This window comes from Clostridioides sp. ZZV14-6345 (genome assembly GCF_020657775.1).
Taxonomy (GTDB): Bacteria; Bacillota; Clostridia; order Peptostreptococcales; family Peptostreptococcaceae; genus Clostridioides; species Clostridioides difficile_D.
In genome coordinates this window covers 20,131-37,994 of sequence record NZ_JAGWCX010000014.1, presented here as the reverse complement: position 1 = coordinate 37,994, position 17,864 = coordinate 20,131, and the positions used below count along the sequence as shown (strand labels likewise).

The 17,864-nt window shown below is 28.2% G+C and carries 16 protein-coding genes; 12 read left to right on the top strand and 4 right to left on the bottom strand.

What is annotated here, in order from left to right:
- Positions 1 to 47: 47 nt before the first annotated feature.
- Together KGF39_RS05510 and KGF39_RS05505 are read right to left on the bottom strand one after the other, a co-directional pair.
- Positions 48 to 470, bottom strand: a complete 423-nt coding sequence (locus KGF39_RS05510; protein WP_227821502.1) for a DUF2000 domain-containing protein — start codon at positions 468 to 470, stop codon at positions 48 to 50.
- Between the two features lie 20 nt (positions 471 to 490).
- The gene (locus KGF39_RS05505; protein WP_227821501.1) at positions 491 to 1,327 is read right to left on the bottom strand and encodes an AraC family transcriptional regulator; all 837 of its coding nucleotides are present in this window, start codon (positions 1,325 to 1,327) and stop codon (positions 491 to 493) included.
- A 297-nt stretch (positions 1,328 to 1,624) separates the two neighbouring features.
- Between KGF39_RS05505 and KGF39_RS05500 the strand changes: the two genes are divergently transcribed.
- The 8 genes from KGF39_RS05500 (at position 1,625) to KGF39_RS05460 (ending at position 7,991) form a co-directional block, all read left to right on the top strand.
- Entirely contained in the window at positions 1,625 to 2,221 is a 597-nt protein-coding gene (locus tag KGF39_RS05500) for a site-2 protease family protein (RefSeq protein ID WP_227821500.1), read from the top strand.
- Positions 2,222 to 2,250: 29 nt separating this feature from the next.
- A complete protein-coding gene (locus KGF39_RS05495) occupies positions 2,251 to 2,970 on the top strand; it encodes a segregation/condensation protein A (protein WP_227821499.1) in 720 nt (239 codons plus the stop codon).
- Position 2,971: 1 nt separating this feature from the next.
- Positions 2,972 to 3,511 (top strand): SMC-Scp complex subunit ScpB, encoded by a 540-nt coding sequence (gene scpB / locus KGF39_RS05490; RefSeq protein WP_054273291.1) that lies wholly within the window; start codon positions 2,972 to 2,974, stop codon positions 3,509 to 3,511.
- Positions 3,512 to 3,673: 162 nt separating this feature from the next.
- Positions 3,674 to 4,303, top strand: a complete 630-nt coding sequence (locus KGF39_RS05485; protein WP_227821498.1) for a DUF2953 domain-containing protein — start codon at positions 3,674 to 3,676, stop codon at positions 4,301 to 4,303.
- The gene (ytfJ, locus tag KGF39_RS05480) at positions 4,257 to 4,679 is read left to right on the top strand and encodes a GerW family sporulation protein (protein WP_227821497.1); all 423 of its coding nucleotides are present in this window, start codon (positions 4,257 to 4,259) and stop codon (positions 4,677 to 4,679) included. The genes KGF39_RS05485 and ytfJ overlap by 47 nt, the downstream gene beginning before the upstream one ends.
- 234 nt (positions 4,680 to 4,913) lie before the next feature.
- Positions 4,914 to 5,354 carry a MarR family winged helix-turn-helix transcriptional regulator gene (locus KGF39_RS05475; RefSeq protein WP_054273294.1) on the top strand — a complete coding sequence of 147 codons (441 nt, stop codon included), beginning with the start codon at positions 4,914 to 4,916 and terminating at the stop codon, positions 5,352 to 5,354.
- 15 nt (positions 5,355 to 5,369) lie between these two features.
- A complete protein-coding gene (locus KGF39_RS05470; RefSeq protein WP_227821496.1) occupies positions 5,370 to 6,821 on the top strand; it encodes a leucyl aminopeptidase in 1,452 nt (483 codons plus the stop codon).
- 1,029 nt (positions 6,822 to 7,850) lie between these two features.
- Entirely contained in the window at positions 7,851 to 7,991 is a 141-nt protein-coding gene (locus KGF39_RS05460) for a hypothetical protein (protein WP_227821494.1), read from the top strand.
- A gap of 176 nt (positions 7,992 to 8,167) precedes the next feature.
- Here the strand turns inward: KGF39_RS05460 and KGF39_RS05455 are convergent, their stop codons facing one another.
- Both KGF39_RS05455 and KGF39_RS05450 read right to left on the bottom strand, forming a co-directional pair.
- On the bottom strand, positions 8,168 to 8,488 hold the full coding sequence (locus KGF39_RS05455) for a MazG-like family protein (RefSeq protein ID WP_009905401.1): 321 nt from the start codon (positions 8,486 to 8,488) through the stop codon (positions 8,168 to 8,170).
- A gap of 119 nt (positions 8,489 to 8,607) precedes the next feature.
- Positions 8,608 to 9,345, bottom strand: coding sequence for an NAD-dependent protein deacylase (locus KGF39_RS05450; protein ID WP_227821493.1), 738 nt, complete (start codon positions 9,343 to 9,345; stop codon positions 8,608 to 8,610).
- A gap of 340 nt (positions 9,346 to 9,685) precedes the next feature.
- Between KGF39_RS05450 and acd the strand changes: the two genes are divergently transcribed.
- The 4 genes from acd (at position 9,686) to nusA (ending at position 17,862) form a co-directional block, all read left to right on the top strand.
- Entirely contained in the window at positions 9,686 to 11,497 is a 1,812-nt protein-coding gene (acd, locus tag KGF39_RS05445; RefSeq protein ID WP_227821492.1) for an N-acetylglucosaminidase, read from the top strand.
- A gap of 215 nt (positions 11,498 to 11,712) precedes the next feature.
- Entirely contained in the window at positions 11,713 to 16,011 is a 4,299-nt protein-coding gene (locus tag KGF39_RS05440; RefSeq protein ID WP_227821491.1) for a PolC-type DNA polymerase III, read from the top strand.
- Between the two features lie 204 nt (positions 16,012 to 16,215).
- Positions 16,216 to 16,677, top strand: coding sequence for a ribosome maturation factor RimP (gene rimP / locus KGF39_RS05435; RefSeq protein ID WP_054273301.1), 462 nt, complete (start codon positions 16,216 to 16,218; stop codon positions 16,675 to 16,677).
- 30 nt (positions 16,678 to 16,707) lie between these two features.
- Complete coding sequence (gene nusA / locus KGF39_RS05430; protein WP_227821490.1) at positions 16,708 to 17,862, top strand: transcription termination factor NusA; 1,155 nt, start codon at positions 16,708 to 16,710, stop codon at positions 17,860 to 17,862.
- Positions 17,863 to 17,864: the final 2 nt, after the last annotated feature.

The following is a 17,864-nucleotide window of genomic DNA, read 5'->3' as shown; positions in this document are numbered from 1 at the left end:
CTTAGAATATCATTTGATTTAATATCATATATAGGGTTGTTTAACAACTATCTAAGTAAAGGCATACTACCAGTAAGTTTATTTACTTTCTTTTTATTACCATAAATTGCTATTCCAAAATACTGTAACTCATCTTCTGGAACACTAGCAATCTTTTGTGTAAATTCTTCATAAAGATTGCAACTTTGTGCTACATCTGAAAAATCTACAACAGTTAAATCTTTAAATTCCAAAGTATATAATTTTTTACGTAAATCCTTTATTATTTCTTTGTTTCCTTTTAAAATAGGTACAGGGATGTCAATAATTCCTAAGTGACTATTACCTGTTTTGTCAACTACGTCTGGACCAACAGTTTCTGGGGCATGTTTTCCTAGTGTAATTCCCATTACAGCTGCTGTATTTGATATAATTCCCATTGGCAAATTTTCATCTATTACCATGACACATTTTGAATTTTTAGTTTCCATTTTTAATTCTCCTTTTTACCTTATTTAAAGTTATTTGAATCATCATTTATAAATATATTTTGATACTGCTTTGGTGTAAGGCCAATAAAATTTTTAAAAAAATTTGTAAAGTGACTTTGGTCTACAAATCCTGTCTGTATGGCAGCATCTATAGGTTCTACACCTTTTTCTAAAAGCTTCTTAGCTTTGTTTACTCGTATATTTTCCAGGTATCTATATGGTGTAATACCTTTTAATTTTGTAAAATTACGAAGTAGAGAGTACTTATTCATTCCTGCTATAGTGCTTAATTCATCAAGCACTATATGTTCAGCATAATTATTTTCTAGATAATCACATACCGATTGAATTTCTATATTTGTTTTTTCCAAGTTAAGCTGCAAATTTGGTTCTGTATGTTCTTCAATTAATTGTTCAATTAGGAAGAAAAAAAGTTCTTCTTTTTTAAAATCTAATTCTTCTTCCATGATTATATGATGTAGCTCTTGTAGTAGAGGGACTAGTTCACTGCGAAATATCACAGGTTGATTAAACTTTGGTAAATAATTTTCACCTGTAATCTCAAAGACAGTTTTTTTCATTATTTCTGGCTTAATATTGATACATCTGTAATCAAGTACTTTATTATCTATCTGTTCACAAGTATGACTATCAAAAGGGTTGAAAAGTAACAAATTCCCAGTACCTGTGGTATACTCTTTATTTTTACAAGACAAATATCTCTGACCTTTTTCTATAAAACCAATTACATAATGTTCATGAAAATGGTTTGGGAATTTTTGCATTATACCTTTAAATCTATATGCTTCAATTTTTAATTCCTTATCAAAACATACTGTGCGCTCTTCTTGTTTCACTTAATTAACCTCCTTTCATGTTATACAAAGTGTAACACATATTTTTTTGTACTTCTTGTATGATATTGACTAAAGGACAATGATGTCAATTCCTGTCAATATAATATTGCACTTACAGTAGGTGTAATTATTATATTTTTACAATGAATATGATATAATAATAAAAGTTATAAAATAAAAAGTGAATTTTAATTTTATGATTAGAGGTTAAAATTATTATAATATAAAATAATTTTGATTATAAGTTATTTAATTGTTATAATAGTATTAAAAATTTGATTTAGGAGATGTAAATTAATGTTAAGTATGAATATAGGAGAAATAGTAGCAAGTTTAGTTGGTATAGCTATGGCAATATCAATACATGAGTTTGGCCATGCTTATTCAGCTCACTTATTGGGAGATGATACAGCTAAAGCTTATGGTAGAATGACATTAAATCCTGTAAGACATGTTGACCCAATAGGTCTTTTGGCTATGTTTATTCTTAAAATAGGATGGGCAAAACCAGTACCAGTAAATCCAAATAACTTTAAAAACTATAAGATAGGAAATCTGATAGTTTCACTTGCAGGCGTTTTTTGTAATGTTTTGACTGCTATACTTTGTGTAATTATCAATAAATATGTGCATATGTATGCAATAAATACAATAGCTGAATATGTGTTTTTATATAGTATTGGATTTGCAGTTTTTAACTTACTTCCTATACCTCCACTTGATGGATGGGGTGTTATATCTACATTTGTACCATATAAATGGAATGAATATGTGTATAAATTTGAAAGTATGAGCTATATAATTTTATTAATTGCTTTATTTACTGGTATGTATAGAATAATATTAACACCAATATATGCAGTGTTACTAAAAATAGTATATTTATTTGTTTAATATAATAAACAGATTAAAGAGGGATTGATATGAAGTATAATATACAATTACAAGTCTATGAGGGGCCATTGGATTTACTGTATGATTTAATAACGAAACATAAAATAGATATAAAGGATATATCTATAATAGATATAACTAAGCAGTATCTAAATTATTTGAAAATGCTAGATAAAATGGATTTAGAGATAACTAGTGAATTTATAACTATGGCATCAAAACTTTTAGAGATAAAGTCCAAATATCTGCTTTATAAGCAAAAAGATGAAGAGGAAGACCCAAGAATAGAACTTATGGAAAAGTTAGAAGAATATAGAAAGTTTAAGGTGGCATCACAAGATATAAAAGAAAATATAACTTATGTCAATGAGAGATTTTATAGAAATAAAGAAGAAATAATTATTGATGACAATGTATATTTAGATGATATATCAATAGAAGCGATAAAAAATATACTTCCATACATATTTAAAGTTAAAACATCACAGATTGAAAATGTTAATGATGAGAAACTAGATAAAATAGTAAGGAAGAAAATCATATCTGTAGAAGAAAAAATATTATATATAAGAGATATTATAAAAGAGAAGATTGAAGTTACTTTTACAAATATTATAAAATCATATGAAAATGATGAAATAATTGCTACTTTTCTATCTATATTAGAACTTATAAAAGAAAAAGAAATAGTAGTAGTGCAAGATGTCTTTTTTGATGATATTTTAATAAGAAAAAGTTCGGAGTGTTAAAATGAAAAGAGAAGATATAAAGTATATTATAGAATCTGTTATGTTTGCATATGGAGAACCAATAAGTATAAAAGAATTAAACTACATAATAAATAAAGAACTTTCATCAAAAGAAATAGAAATTATGTTAAATTTACTTATTGAGGAGTATAGAGAACACAATAGAGGTATTCAAATAATCAAGTTAGAAAATAAGTATCAAATGTGTACAAATAAAGACTATGCAGAGTATATAAAGAAGATTATTGAACCAAAGAAAAAGAAAAGTTTGAGTCAAGCTACATTAGAAACTCTTACTATAATTGCTTACAAACAACCAATAACAAAGGTAGAAATAGAGGATATAAGAGGAGTAAAATGTGATAAGGTACTACAAACTTTATTTGAAAATGAACTTATAAGAGAAGCTGGTAGACTTAACAAGATAGGAAAACCAATAATTTATAAAACAACAGATGAATTTTTAAAGTTGTTAAATATAGAAAGTCTTGAAGAGTTACCACCTATAGAAAATTATCAAGAAGTAGCAACAAATGAATAAAAATATAAAAACCACAATAATTTAGTCTATAATTTTAAATTTTTAAAGATTTAAAATGCTCTAAGTTATTGTGTTTTTTTGTATAAGTGAAAAATGATAATTTTATTAAAATAAATATGGATAATTAAGTATAAATAGTAATTTTTTGATGATAATATAAACATGGAGTTTAATGAATTATTTAATTTTAAATATTTAATAATAGCTGTAATTTTTATAATAAGTGTAGTTATGCTGATTTTAATATCTCATATAAACATCTTAATAATAGCTGATATAAACAACAAAGATATTCGTTTAAAGCTTAATATAAAATACATGTTTAATTTAATAAATATAAATAGACAACTTTATCCAGCTGAAAATAGTAAAAATAATGATAAAAAAGAGGGGATGAAGGATAATATAGATTCAAGTATATTATTAGCTGATGACCTTTTAAGTGTTTATAGATTATTAAAAAAGATAAAAATACATGAACTTTATTCAAATATTAATTTTGGAACTGAAAATATTGGCTTAACATCTTCTGTGTATGTATTAATAAATACTTTGTATGGAAATTTATTTAATGTAATTAATGCAGAAAAAATGTATTTGAATGTAAATCCAGACTTTACAAAAAATTATTTTTTGGGAAATATAAGGATACATATAAGGCCAAGAATAAAAGATTTATTTAACATTATAATAATGACTAATAAAATTATGAATAAGAATAAAGGAAATAAGGAAGGTGATAGTAATGAGAGCAACAGGTTCGATACAGAGTCTTATGGAAACAACTCTTGAAACAATTAAAGGTTCTATAGATGCAAATACTATTATAGGAGACCCTATAAAAACAGATACTACAGTGGTTGTACCTATATCAAAGGTTACGATTGGATTTGGTATAGGGGGAGGAGAATACTCAAAAGGATATGATGAGAAAGAAATTGAATTAAAAAGTGAAAAAGCAGATACAAATTTTGCTGGTGGTAGTGCAGGGGCTATATCTGTACAACCAGTAGCATTTGTAATAGTTGAAAGTGGAGAGACTAGAATAATGAGTTTAGATAGCAATATTAATCTTGTAGATAATATATTATCTATAACTCCTAGGGTATTGGAAAAAATTCAAAATATGTCTCAAAGCAATAAAAATCAAGATAAAAATAATATGTAAGAATAAGATAAAATATTTCTAAATAAAAGTAGTGGGATTAGTGTAAATCCCACTACTTTATTGTGTAATTTAAACGTTTATATCTAATAAGATTTTAGTTTAAAACAATTTAAATAGATAATAAAGTTGATATATAGTATAATTATAAAAAGAAAAGAAGTATTATATTATAGATATATAAACGCATTTGAGATATAAGAGGAGTTATAAATCATTAGTTTTGAGGTGAATGTTATGAGCGATAAAGAGTTATCTATTTTGTTGTTAGAAAGTATGAATAACTTTCATAATTTAATAAAGATTATTAATAATGAAAGATATAAAAAAGATAAGGTACTTACAGAAAGACAGTTTTTTGCCTTAGTAAAAATAAGAAAGCATGATAAAATAGAGCTTAAAAATTTGAGTAGAGATTTACATGTATCTACTTCTAGCTTGTGTATACTGCTTAATAAATTGGTTGAGCAAGAGTATGTGTATAGGGAAGAAGATAGTAGAGATAGACGAAATACTTTTTATGGAATAACTAAAAATGGAGAAAAGATACTAGATGATGAAATATTAAAGTTTGTGTCTATAATAAGTGATAAAATGGATTGCTTAGATATAGATAATAAAGATAAATTATTTGCTTCTTTAGAAGAGTCCAAAAATATAATAGAACAATTATTTTAAAAAGGAGATGTTATTATGCAGATAAAATGTTCTAAAGAAATATTAAAAAGTTTAGAAAACGCTATAACAGTAGTGGCTGTATTTGAGGGAGAAGATGTTTCTACGACATTTGATGAGTTAAATATGATAAGTAAAAATTTTAATGGTAAAGAAAATAATATAGATACTGTAACATTAATTGAAAATGATAATTTAGTAAATGTTTGTTTTATTGGTTTTGGTAAGAAAGAGTTATTGAATAGAGAAAAAATCAGAATCATAGGTGGTAATTTATGTAAGAAGTTAAAAAATATATTAAAAAATAAAGTATGCAAGAGTAATGATATTAATATACTGAATCTTGATTTAAATAGTGATGAAATAGGCTCTTTTACAGAAGGTATATTACTTGGAAATTATGAGTTTGATAAGTATAAGACAAAAAGTAAGGATTTTGAAAAAAAAGAAGTTGATACTATAACTATATTTACTGAAAAGAATGTTGAGTGTCAAATCGAAAAGGCTAAAGTATTAGCTAATTCAACTATAATAGCTAGAAATCTAGTAAATGAACCATCAAACGTAATATATCCAAAAACATTAGCAATAGAAACAGTCAAACTTGGTGCAGAGTTTGGGTTCAATGTTGAGGTTTATGAAGAAGAAAAAATAAAGGCATTAGGCATGGAAGCTTTTTTTGCTGTTTCAAGAGGTTCGATTAATAAACCAAGATTCATAGTGATGAGATATTTTGGAGATAAAGAAAGTACAGATACATTAGGTCTAGTAGGTAAAGGATTGACTTATGATACAGGTGGATATTCTTTAAAATCAAATGCTTCTATGCTAGACATGAAGACAGACATGGCTGGTGCTGCAAGTGTTATAGGTGCTATGTGTGCTATATCTCAAAGCAAATTAAAGAAAAATGTTATAGCAGTAGTTGCTGCATGTGAGAATGCTTTATCAGGAGGTTCATACAAACCTGGGGATATAATTAATTCGATGGCAAGGAAAACTATCGAAGTTTTAAATACAGATGCAGAAGGTAGACTTACATTAGCTGATGCAATATATTACATTATAAATAATGAAAAAGTGACAAAGGTGGTTGATGTAGCAACATTAACTGGTGCTGCTTTAACATTGTTAGGTAATGTTGCAACTCCTATAGTAACAAATAATGATGACTTTTATTGTGAATTAGAAAAAGCTGCCACTTTATCTGGAGAAAGAGTGTGGAAGATGCCAATTTATGATGAATTTAAAGATATGATAAAAGGAGAAGAAGCAGACCTTAAAAATACTGGGGGTAAAAATGCTGGATGTATAACGGCAGGAGCTTTTATTGGTGAATTTGTTGGCAGTACTCCATGGATACACATGGATATAGCAGGGACAAGTACATCATCAAAAGCAATTGGATACAAAGCAAAGGGAGCTACAGGAGAACCTGTTAGAACATTGTATTATTTGGCAGAAATCTAAAATAACAATCAAAAAATATAATTTATAAAGCCACATGAATAATCTTAGATTACAAAAATTATTCATGTGGCTTTATTTGTAAATTTAAATAAATTATTTACTCTTTTTCTTTTTTTCAAGTATAAAAGTATCTCTATTAGATAAAAGAGCAGGTATGTACATAATACTAGTAACAAAAATGAATGAAAAAATAGCAGTTGTGCTATGACTTAAAAAACCATAATAATATTGTGCGTTAGTAAATGTGTTTAGTAAAAAAATGAATGAAAAATAAATGAAACAGATAGCTAAGTTATCTCTAAGTGCATATCTGTTAACTTTAAATTTTCTAACATCGACCATATATATATCTGCATAAATTATCAGGCACTTAGAGAAGATAAATATAAAGTATATTAAGCTAGGAAATTCATAACCCAAGTTTTTAGAAAAAATGAGTTCTCCAACTGAACAAACTAAACTCCAAGAAAAAAATATGTTAAAAAGATGATACTGTTTAAAAACCAGTATAGCTATACATAGATATATGCAGATATAATTAATTCCAATTGGTAAAGAGTTTAAAGTACTATAATTACCTGAAGAAATGATTAATAGTTGTTCTAAGGCCATAACTACTACCATTAGTGTACAAATTATCTTTTCAACTGTGTAACTATAAGGTAAAATGTTTTTGGTTAGTTTTGGACAATAGTATAGAAACAATCCAAATATAAAAAGACTTACAAATTGTTCACTAGAAAAAAGAAAAATTTTAAACATATAACATTCTCTCCTATAATAAATTTGATATGTATCTATATAAATATATTCATTCTCTCTCAATTTAATATATAAAAAATTCAATAAGAGTTTTATTTTATATAAGAATTTTAATAAATAAAACGCAATGTTATTTTGTAAGTGTAGTCTCATCATGTCAAAAAATAATTTTTTTTTATTTACTAGAGTTTTTGGGAATAATAATAACAAATATTAGAACTAATTAATAGTTTTTGTAAGTATTTGACAATAGAGAGGATGTAGCAAATGGGAATAATAGAGTCCGCATCAAAATTGGCTGAGATGGCTCATTTATTAGCAATTGAAAAGGGGATAACTGATATAGAAGCATGGGATGAAGCTGTGGAAGAATATAGCAAACTTTATGAAGAAAGAAGAAAGGAATAAAATAATTAAAAATAAAAATTTTATGGTAAGAAGTAACTTTATTTAGATAAGATTAATTTTTTATAAAAATATTAAAAATCACATAAATAAGAAAGATGGTATTTCATATGTACTTAGAAAGTCATTTTGAGATACCATCTTTAGATTTGTTTTGATAAATAGATAAGTAAGAAATTTTACTTATCTATATTTTTTATGTAGCCTCTTTTTTCTAATTTTTTTATATGTTCTTTTCGTATTTCATCAAGATTAATACCATATTGTTCTTCTAACTTAAACATCATTGTAACACATGTCTGCGCTACATCCATTAGTTCCTTAGCAGTTTTTTTTATAATATCAACTTCATCTAAGTCATTATTTTCTCCACTTAGATTTCTAAATTTACCTATACATTCAGCTAGTTCACCTTGTTCTTCACCCATTTTGATAAATGTAGATTCTAGTGTTGGGTCTAAATTATTAAGCTCTGGTAAGGATATAGTTTTTAGTTTCATAAAAGCTCCTTTCAAGTTATTCATATTTATACTAAAACATCATAACAAAAATAATACTAAAAAAAAACTTTAAATTCAACATAAAAACTCATATGTATAATAAAAATTGTGAAATAAATCTACATTTGTCTTAATACAGCGTCATATAAAACTTCTCCAATAGGCTTATTTATTACAAGAGAAGCTGACTTATCATAAACTGTGTTTGCTTTATTGATAAGAGCAATATACTTGCCTTTGTAATAATCTATAAAACTTGCTGCTGGGTATACAGCTAATGATGTACCACCTATAATTAGTAAATCAGCATTACTTATAGCAGAAATTGTTTTAGTAATGACATCACTATCAAGGGCTTCTTCATAAAGCACTACATCAGGTTTTACTATAGAACCACAGTTGTCACAGTAAGGAATATTACCACCTAGATTTAACATAGATTCTAAGTCAAAAAACTTACCACATTCAGTACAATAATTTCTGTGTACAGAACCATGAAGTTCTAAGACATTTTTACTCCCAGCCATTTGATGAAGTCCATCTATATTTTGAGTTATGACAGCTTTAAGTTTACCCATTTCTTCAAGCTTTGCTAAAGCCATGTGAGCATTGTTGGGTTTTGCATTAGGATATATCAATTTATCCTTATAAAATTCAAAAAATTCTTCTGGGTATCTAACAAAAAAAGTATGTGAAACTAATTGTTCAGCAGTAAATTGTTTATTGAGTTTTTGGCTAAATAGTCCAGTAGAACTTCTAAAATCTGGAATATTAGATTCGGTTGAAACACCTGCGCCACCAAAAAATACAATATTATTGTGATTGGCTATTAAGTCTTTTAAGTTATTTGCATCCATAGTTACACCTCCATATTATTATATATAAATTGTACTACATCTTGAGGTGTTTATGTTACTTTATTAGAACTGAGTATTTGTAAACTACTACATTAAAATTAATTTAGTATTTTCAATATTAATATTAATTTAATGATAGACAAAATTATAAGAGAAATAAAAGATTTTTATTTATTTATTTCAAATAAATATACAATTCAATCAGTTCAATAAAGAAAAAATAAAGTGAATATAAAGACAATGTATACATAATGTAAATAGACAATATTTACTAAAATAACAAGTTGTCGTATAATTATATTAAAATTGTTTTAATGTATAAGAAGGGCGGGGGAAGTACGTGAAGAAAAAAGCAGCTTTAGCAACATTAGCTATGTTACCCTTAAGTGTGGTAAATGCACATGCTAATGGAGATATAGGTATAGTGACTATAAATTATTTAAATGTAAGAAATGAACCAACTGCCGAAAGTAGTATAGCCTTTGTTGCTAAAAAAGATGATAAAGTTTTGATTAAAGACTCTTCTAATGGATGGTATAAAATAAAAGCCGAATCTGGACAAGAAGGTTGGGCTTCATCAAAATATATAGCAAAGTCAAATGGTGATTCTTTAAGAACGTCTACAAATAAAGAAAAACAAGTTATTTCAAATAGTTTGAATATGAGAAATGGAGCAGGTACAAGTTACAGAGTAATAACCGTACTAAAAAAAGGAAGTAAAGTAGAAGTAATATCAGAGAGTAATGGGTGGTCTAAAATCAAATATGATGGAAGATTAGGGTATGTAGCGAGTTCTTATTTAGGAGATGTTTCAAATTCAACTAATAAATCAAAGACTAAACAAGTAAATACAACTTCACTAAATGTAAGAAGTGGCCCAAATACAAGTTATGGTTTGTTAGGCAAGTTGCCAAAAGGAAGTAAAGTAGAAGTAATATCGGAAAGTAATGGATGGTCCAAAATAAAGTATAATGGAAAAGACGCATATGTATCTAGCATGTACTTATCAGATGTAAGCCAAAGTAATTCAGATGATTCTAATAAAAGCAATGACAAAAAAAATGCTGATAAGGTTGTAAATACAGCTTCTTTAAACGTAAGAAGTGGACCAGGTTCTACATATAGTAAGTTGGGAAAGGTTTATAAAGGAAGTAAGGTAACCGTACTATCAGAAAGTAGTGGATGGGCTAAGATTAATTTTAACAATAAAGAAGCCTTTGTAGTAGGAAATTATCTAACTACTTCAGCAGATACATCAAATAATAACTCTGATAGTAGTTCTAATAATAATGGTAATGATTCTTCATCATCAGGTCAAATAAATGGCATGTCAGGTATAAGTGGCGCTAAAATTGATTATAAATCTTTGAACTATACTTTGTCATCTCATATAAGTAAACAAGTTGAAAAAGCAGCAACAGGAGGAAATGTAGTAGCACCAGGTAATAGAAAAAGTACTCCAAGTCCTGAATTTAGTACTTTTTCAGCACAAAGAACAAGCTCATTTGTAAATGCAAGTACAAGTGATATAGAATACTATTTAAATCCTAAAAACTTTACAAATACTACTAAGGGTATGATGCAGTTTTTGAAGATTAACAGTTATAGAGGTGGTATTTCAGAATCAAGTCTGAACTCATATCTTAATGGTTTGTCTTCTAGTGTATTTAAAAACCAAGGAGCAGCATTTATAAATGCTGCTAAGAAGTATAATATAGATGTCGTATATCTAGTATCTCATGCTATGTGGGAAACTGCTTATGGCAAGTCAACACTTGCACAAGGTCAGACACTAACTTCTTATAAGGGTGAACCTCTTAGTAAACCAGTTAAAGTATACAATTTTTTTGGGATAGGAGCAATAGATAAAAGTGCGAATGTTTCAGGAGCAGAAGCAGCATATTCTAATGGATGGACTAGTGTAGAAGCTACAATAGATGGTTCTGCAAAGTGGATATCTCAAAACTATATAAATAGTTCTAAGTACAATCAAAATACTATTTACAAGATGAAGTGGAATTATGATTATACATGGCATCAATATGCAACTGACGTAAACTGGGCTAATGGGATTTCTGGAATTATGGAGAATTTAATTGGTCTTTATGGTGGAGGAAGCAGTTTAGTTTTTGAGGTTCCTCAATACAAGTAATATATAAATAAAAAATACAGACTATGGGTAGTTTTCATTTTGTTTAAATTATCTATAGTCTTTTTGTATATAATTTACCAATTATAAATTTAATATTAACAAAATTTTTATGTTATAATAATGATTCTAAGTAAATATAAGTGAGTAATTAGATAGAAATAGATAAAAAGTGGTAATAATATATATAAAGATAATTTTGAGAAAGGAGGATATAAATGGAAAGTATTAAGGAATATTTAGATAAGTTGGAAATTAATAATAGTGGTCTTGGAAAGCAACTTAAAGATGTTTACATAAATAGAGTAGTTTATTTTAAAGAAGACAAAATAGTTTATTTTTATCTTACATCTAAAGACATTGTTTCTCATGAGCTTTTAGATAAATTTAAAGAAGAATTGATGTATAAACTCGATTATTTTAAAGATATCAGAATGAAGATAAGGTTTACTGGTTTTGAAAGGAAATCCAACAAAGATGTTATAAAAAAATATTGGAACAATATATTGTATATATTAAAATATCTTTGCCCATCTATTGCAGGGTGGTATAAACAAGTAGAATTTCTTTGTTTAGATGAAGAATTAAAAATAAAACTTCCGAAGGGTATATTTTATGAGCGATTAATGAAAAAAAATGTAATCTATGTACTCAAAACTGTACTTAGTGAAGAGTTAGGATTAGATTTAAATATAACGATAGAAAAAGCTGTGGATGAAAAGGTAAATAAAGAGAGACTTATAAGAATCAATGATAGAGAAATGGAAGAAAAAATTAGAGCTTTAGAAATTGGGAAAGTTAGTAAGTGTGAAGAAAGTGAAGAAGAAAGTTATGTCATTAAATCTGAAGTAGATGAAAATTTAATCTATGGAGATAATGCAAATGCTATGATTGAAAATATAGTTGAATTAAATGCATCTTCTGGAACAGTTGCAGTTGTTGGGGATATATTTGATGTTGAAACTAAAGAACTTAAAAATGGGAAAATACTTATGATAGCATCAATTACAGATTATACTAGTTCAATAAGCTGTAAACTATTTTTAACAGATACAAATAAAGATGGAGTACTTGAAAATGTCAAAAAAGGAGCTTACTTAAAAATAAAAGGTGACATAGTTTATGATACATATCAAAGAGAAATTAGTATGATGATTAGTGGGATAAGAAAAGAAAGTAGACCAGAGAGAGAGGATAAGTCAGAGGAAAAAAGGGTAGAACTACATGCACATACTCAAATGTCTTCTATGGATGCTATTTGCTCTGTTAAAAATCTTGTAGAGCGTGCAGCTAAATGGGGTCACCCTGCTATTGCTATAACAGACCATGGTGTTGTACAAGGCTTTCCAGATGCTATGAATGCAGGTAAGTCAAACAACATAAAAATACTTTATGGAGTAGAAGGATACTTGGTTGAAGATGATTCTTTTATTATAGAGGATGCAAATGATAAAGAACTTTCACAAACATTTGTTGTATTTGATATAGAAACGACTGGATTTTCCAATACAAATGATAAAATAACTGAGATTGGTGCTGTAAAAATAGAAGATTTTAAAATTATAGATAGATTTAGCGAATTGATAAACCCTGAAAAAGATATTTCATATAAGATACAGGAATTAACAGGAATAACTAACGAGTTAATTAAAGACAAGCCAACTATTGAAGAAGTTCTTCCTAAGTTTATGGAATTTGTTGGGGATAGTGTATTAGTAGCACATAATGCAGAGTTTGATACAGGGTTTATATCACAAAAATGCAGAGAACAAGGTTTATTATATAATAATAAAAAAGTAGATACGCTTATGTTGGCAAGAGTAATGTTACCAAATTTAAAAAGACATAGATTAAATATTGTTGCTAAAGAACTTGGTATCCCTCTTTTAAATCACCATAGAGCAGTAGATGATGCTGAAGCTACAGCACTCATATTTAATAAATTTTTACAAATGCTTACAGAGAAAGGTGCGAAAACTTTAAGTGATGTAAACAATATACTTGGAAAAATTGATTATACAAAGCTTAGTACAAACCATATAACCTTGATAGCAAAGAATTCTGTAGGTATAAAAAATCTGTATAAAATAATTTCAGATGCACATGTAAATCATTTTTTTAGAGCCCCAAGAATCCTTAGAAGTGTATTAAATGAATATAAAGAAGGGTTAATAATTGGTTCGGCATGTGAAGCAGGAGTGGTTTTTCAAGCTGTAAAGAAAAATGTGTCTGATGAGGAAATGAAAAAAATAATAGATTTATACGATTATATTGAAGTAATGCCTATAGATAATAATAGATTTATGATTGATAAGGGAGAAGTTAAGGACGAGGAAGAGTTAAGAGAATTGAATAGAAAGCTAATTGATACAGCTAAAAAATTTAATAAAATTCCAGTAGCTACTGGGGATGTTCACTTTTTAGATAAACATGAAGCTGTGTTAAGAAAAGTTCTTAAGTATTCTCAGGGGTTTAAAGTAGATGAAGAAGAAACTTATTTACACTTTAGAACAACAGATGAAATGTTAGAAGAGTTTAGTTATCTTGGTGAAGAATTAGCATATGAAGTTGTAGTTGAAAATAGCAACTTGATTGCTGATATGGTTGAAGATATAAAACCTATACCAGATGACACTTATCCTCCAATTATAGAGGGTTCAGATGTAGAACTAAGAGAAATGTGTTACAAAAAAGCCAAACGAATATATGGAGACCCAATACCAGAAATAGTTCAAAAAAGACTGGATAGAGAATTAAATTCAATAATAAGCAATGGATATGCAGTTATGTATATTATAGCCCAAAAACTAGTTGCAAAATCTCTATCAGATGGATATTTAGTTGGGTCAAGAGGTTCAGTTGGTTCATCTTTTGCAGCTACAATGAGTGATATAACAGAAGTTAACCCTCTTCCGGCACACTATATATGTGAAAATGAAGATTGTAAATATTCATTCTTTTATGAAATAGGTGAATGGGGTTCAGGTGTTGATTTACCAGATAAAGATTGCCCAAAATGTGGAAGAAAGCTTGCTAAGAATGGTCATGATATTCCATTTGAGGTATTTCTAGGTTTTGAAGGTGATAAAGAGCCAGATATAGACCTAAATTTCTCCGGAAATTATCAACCAATAATTCATAAATATACAGAAGAATTGTTTGGAGAAGGATATGTATACAGGGCTGGTACTATAGGTACTGTAGCAGAAAAAACAGCTTTTGGATATGCAAGAAAGTATGTAGAAGAAAACAACATAAGTGTGCCAAATGCAGAAGTACTCAGACTTTCAAATGGTTGTACAGGAGTTAAAAGGACTTCTGGACAGCATCCCGGTGGAGTTATGGTTATACCAGACTATAAAGATGTATATGATTTTACACCTATTCAATATCCAGCAAATGATACTTCTTGTGGTGTAATAACCACTCACTTTGACTATCACTCAATAAGTGGTAGAATACTTAAATTAGACATACTTGGACACGACGGTCCTACCATCATAAGAATGCTTGAAGATATTACTGGAATTAATATAACAGAAATTACATTGGATGATAAGGAAACTATGTCTTTATTTACATCTACAGAAGCATTAGGAGTTACTCCAGAAGAGATAAATTGTCCTATAGGTTGTCTTGCTGTACCTGAATTTGGAACTAAGTTTGTACGACAAATGCTACTTGACACCAAGCCTACTACATTTGCAGAGCTTGTACGTATATCTGGTCTTTCTCATGGTACAGATGTTTGGGTAAACAATGCACAAGACTTAGTTAGAGAAGACATAGTTGGATTAAAAGATGTTATATCGACACGAGATGACATCATGAACTATTTAATATTTAAAGGATTACCTCCAAAAATGAGTTTTACAATAATGGAAAGTGTAAGAAAAGGTAAAGGTTTAAAACCAGAACACATTGAAGAAATGAAAAAAAACAATGTTCCAGAATGGTATATAGGCTCATGTAAAAAGATTAAGTATATGTTCCCAAAAGCACATGCAGTTGCTTATGTTATGACATCATTTAGAATTGCATATTGTAAAGTTCACTATCCAGAGGCATTTTATGCTACTTATTTTACTACAAAAGTTGAGGATTTTGATGCAGATTTAATTGTTAAGGGATTGGATGCTATAAAATCAAAAATAAACGAAATTGAGTCGCTGGGAAATGATGCAACTACAAAAGAAAAAGGTATGTTAACTGTATTAGAAGTTGCTCTTGAAATGTATGCTAGAGGAATAAAATTGTTACCAGTTGATATATATAAATCAGATGCGACTGAGTTTATAGTTGTAGGAGAAAAAACATTACTTCCACCAATGGCAGCAATACAAGGTCTTGGAGGAAATGCTGCTATAAACATCCAAAATGAAAGAAAAAATGGTGAATTTATATCAAAGGAAGATTTGAGAAAGAGAACAAAAATATCAAAAACGGTAATAGAAACTCTTACTAATCATGGTTCACTTGAGAATATGAGTGAGAAAAATCAATTGTCACTGTTTTAAGTTAGTTTAAAAAGTTGCAAATAAAAGAATTTTATGATATCATAGTATAGAAAATAGTATACTTTGCAGAAACTAAGAGTGAGACAGCTGTTCTCACTCTTTTATTTTAAATATATTATTAAAAAACTAGTTTTAGTTTTATTAAATGTATTTTGTTTAAGATTATAGGAACTGGTTATTTACAATTGAATAGGAGGAAATTTAATGAAAAAAAATTTAGAAGCTACAATCGAAGAGATTGTAACTAAAATAACGGATGAACATGGATTTGAAATGGTTGATGTTGAATATGTAAAAGAAGCAGGAGAATACTACTTAAGAGTATACATAGATAAAGAAGAAGGAATATCTTTAAACGAATGTGAATTAGTTAGTAGAGAATTAAGCCCAATACTTGATGAAAAAGACCCTATAAAAGAGAATTACTTTTTAGAGGTATCCTCTCCAGGACTTGATAGAGCATTAAAAAAAGACAGAGATTTTGTGAGATACCAAGGTAGAGATGTAGATTTGAAATTATATAAACCATTAAATGGATGTAAACAATTTGAAGGTGAACTTGTAGGACTAACAGAAGATAATAATATAAAAATCCTTGTAAATGGTAAAGAAATGGAATTTAATAGAAAAGATGTTGCTATTGTCAGATTAGCAATAAAGTTTTAGTGGTATATTAAATAGGGAGGATATAAAAAAATGAATCATGAATTTATGGAAGCATTAGATGAATTAGTAGTTGATAGAGGTATAGACAAAGAGATACTTATAGATACTATAGAACAAGCTCTTTTAACTGCATACAAGAAAAACTTTGGTTCAGCACAAAATGTTAGAGTTGAGTTTGATAGAGACAAGGGAGATATAAAAGTATTTTCTCAAAGAGTTGTTGTTGATGAATCAGATTTATATGATACTTTCTTAGAAATAGAGTTAGCGGATGCTAGAGAGATAAATCCTAATTATGAATTAGGTGATATTATAGAACATGAAGTTACTCCTAAAAACTTTGGAAGAATTGCAGCTCAGACAGCAAAACAAGTAGTTGTTCAAAGAATAAGAGAAGCTGAGAGAGAAATAGTGTATAATGAATTTATAGAAAAAGAAAATGAAATAGTTACAGGAGAGGTTGCTAGAGCAAATAAAAATGTTGTTTATGTAAACCTTGGAAGAATAGAAGGTGTAATGACTCAAAGTGAGCAAATACCATTTGAGAATTATAAAGCAGGTCAAAAGATAAAATTCTATATACTTGAAGTTAAAAAGACTAACAAAGGACCTCAAATAGTTGTATCAAGAAGTCATCCAGGTCTAGTAAAGAGATTGTTTGAAGAAGAAGTTCCTGAAATATATGAAGGAATAGTTCAAATAAAATCTGTAGCAAGAGAAGCTGGGTCAAGAACTAAAATGGCAGTAAGATCTATAGATGAAAAAATAGACCCAATTGGAGCTTGTGTTGGACCAAAAGGACTTAGAGTAAAAAATATAGTGGATGAACTTGGTGATGAAAAAATAGATATAATAAAATACAGTGAAAATCCAGCAGAGTTTATATCAGCAGCACTTAGCCCATCAAAAGTTGTTAGAGTAGATATAAATGAAGATGAAAAGTCTGCTTTAGTAATCGTTCCAGATTATCAGCTATCACTTGCTATAGGCAAGGAAGGACAAAATGCAAGACTTGCAGCAAAATTGACTAACTGGAAAATAGATATTAAGAGCGAATCTCAAGCAGAACAAGAAATGTTAACTCTTGAAAATTTCAAAAAAATAGAAGAAGAGGATGTTGAAGCTGAATTTGTCAACCAAGAAGAGTTAGATACTTCAGATGATAATTTTAGTGAAGAAGAGTAAGG

What these genes read in the sequence shown, in the direction of transcription:
- KGF39_RS05510 (WP_227821502.1), bottom strand. Translation starts at nt 470, where the DNA reads ATGGAAACTAAAAATTCAAAATGTGTCATGGTAATAGATGAAAATTTG.
- KGF39_RS05500 (WP_227821500.1), top strand. Translation starts at nt 1,625, where the DNA reads ATGTTAAGTATGAATATAGGAGAAATAGTAGCAAGTTTAGTTGGTATA.
- KGF39_RS05495 (WP_227821499.1), top strand. Translation starts at nt 2,251, where the DNA reads ATGAAGTATAATATACAATTACAAGTCTATGAGGGGCCATTGGATTTA.
- scpB (WP_054273291.1), top strand. Translation starts at nt 2,972, where the DNA reads ATGAAAAGAGAAGATATAAAGTATATTATAGAATCTGTTATGTTTGCA.
- KGF39_RS05485 (WP_227821498.1), top strand. Translation starts at nt 3,674, where the DNA reads ATGGAGTTTAATGAATTATTTAATTTTAAATATTTAATAATAGCTGTA.
- ytfJ (WP_227821497.1), top strand. Translation starts at nt 4,257, where the DNA reads ATGAGAGCAACAGGTTCGATACAGAGTCTTATGGAAACAACTCTTGAA.
- KGF39_RS05475 (WP_054273294.1), top strand. Translation starts at nt 4,914, where the DNA reads ATGAGCGATAAAGAGTTATCTATTTTGTTGTTAGAAAGTATGAATAAC.
- KGF39_RS05470 (WP_227821496.1), top strand. Translation starts at nt 5,370, where the DNA reads ATGCAGATAAAATGTTCTAAAGAAATATTAAAAAGTTTAGAAAACGCT.
- KGF39_RS05460 (WP_227821494.1), top strand. Translation starts at nt 7,851, where the DNA reads ATGGGAATAATAGAGTCCGCATCAAAATTGGCTGAGATGGCTCATTTA.
- KGF39_RS05455 (WP_009905401.1), bottom strand. Translation starts at nt 8,488, where the DNA reads ATGAAACTAAAAACTATATCCTTACCAGAGCTTAATAATTTAGACCCA.
- KGF39_RS05450 (WP_227821493.1), bottom strand. Translation starts at nt 9,345, where the DNA reads ATGGATGCAAATAACTTAAAAGACTTAATAGCCAATCACAATAATATT.
- KGF39_RS05440 (WP_227821491.1), top strand. Translation starts at nt 11,713, where the DNA reads ATGGAAAGTATTAAGGAATATTTAGATAAGTTGGAAATTAATAATAGT.
- rimP (WP_054273301.1), top strand. Translation starts at nt 16,216, where the DNA reads ATGAAAAAAAATTTAGAAGCTACAATCGAAGAGATTGTAACTAAAATA.
- nusA (WP_227821490.1), top strand. Translation starts at nt 16,708, where the DNA reads ATGAATCATGAATTTATGGAAGCATTAGATGAATTAGTAGTTGATAGA.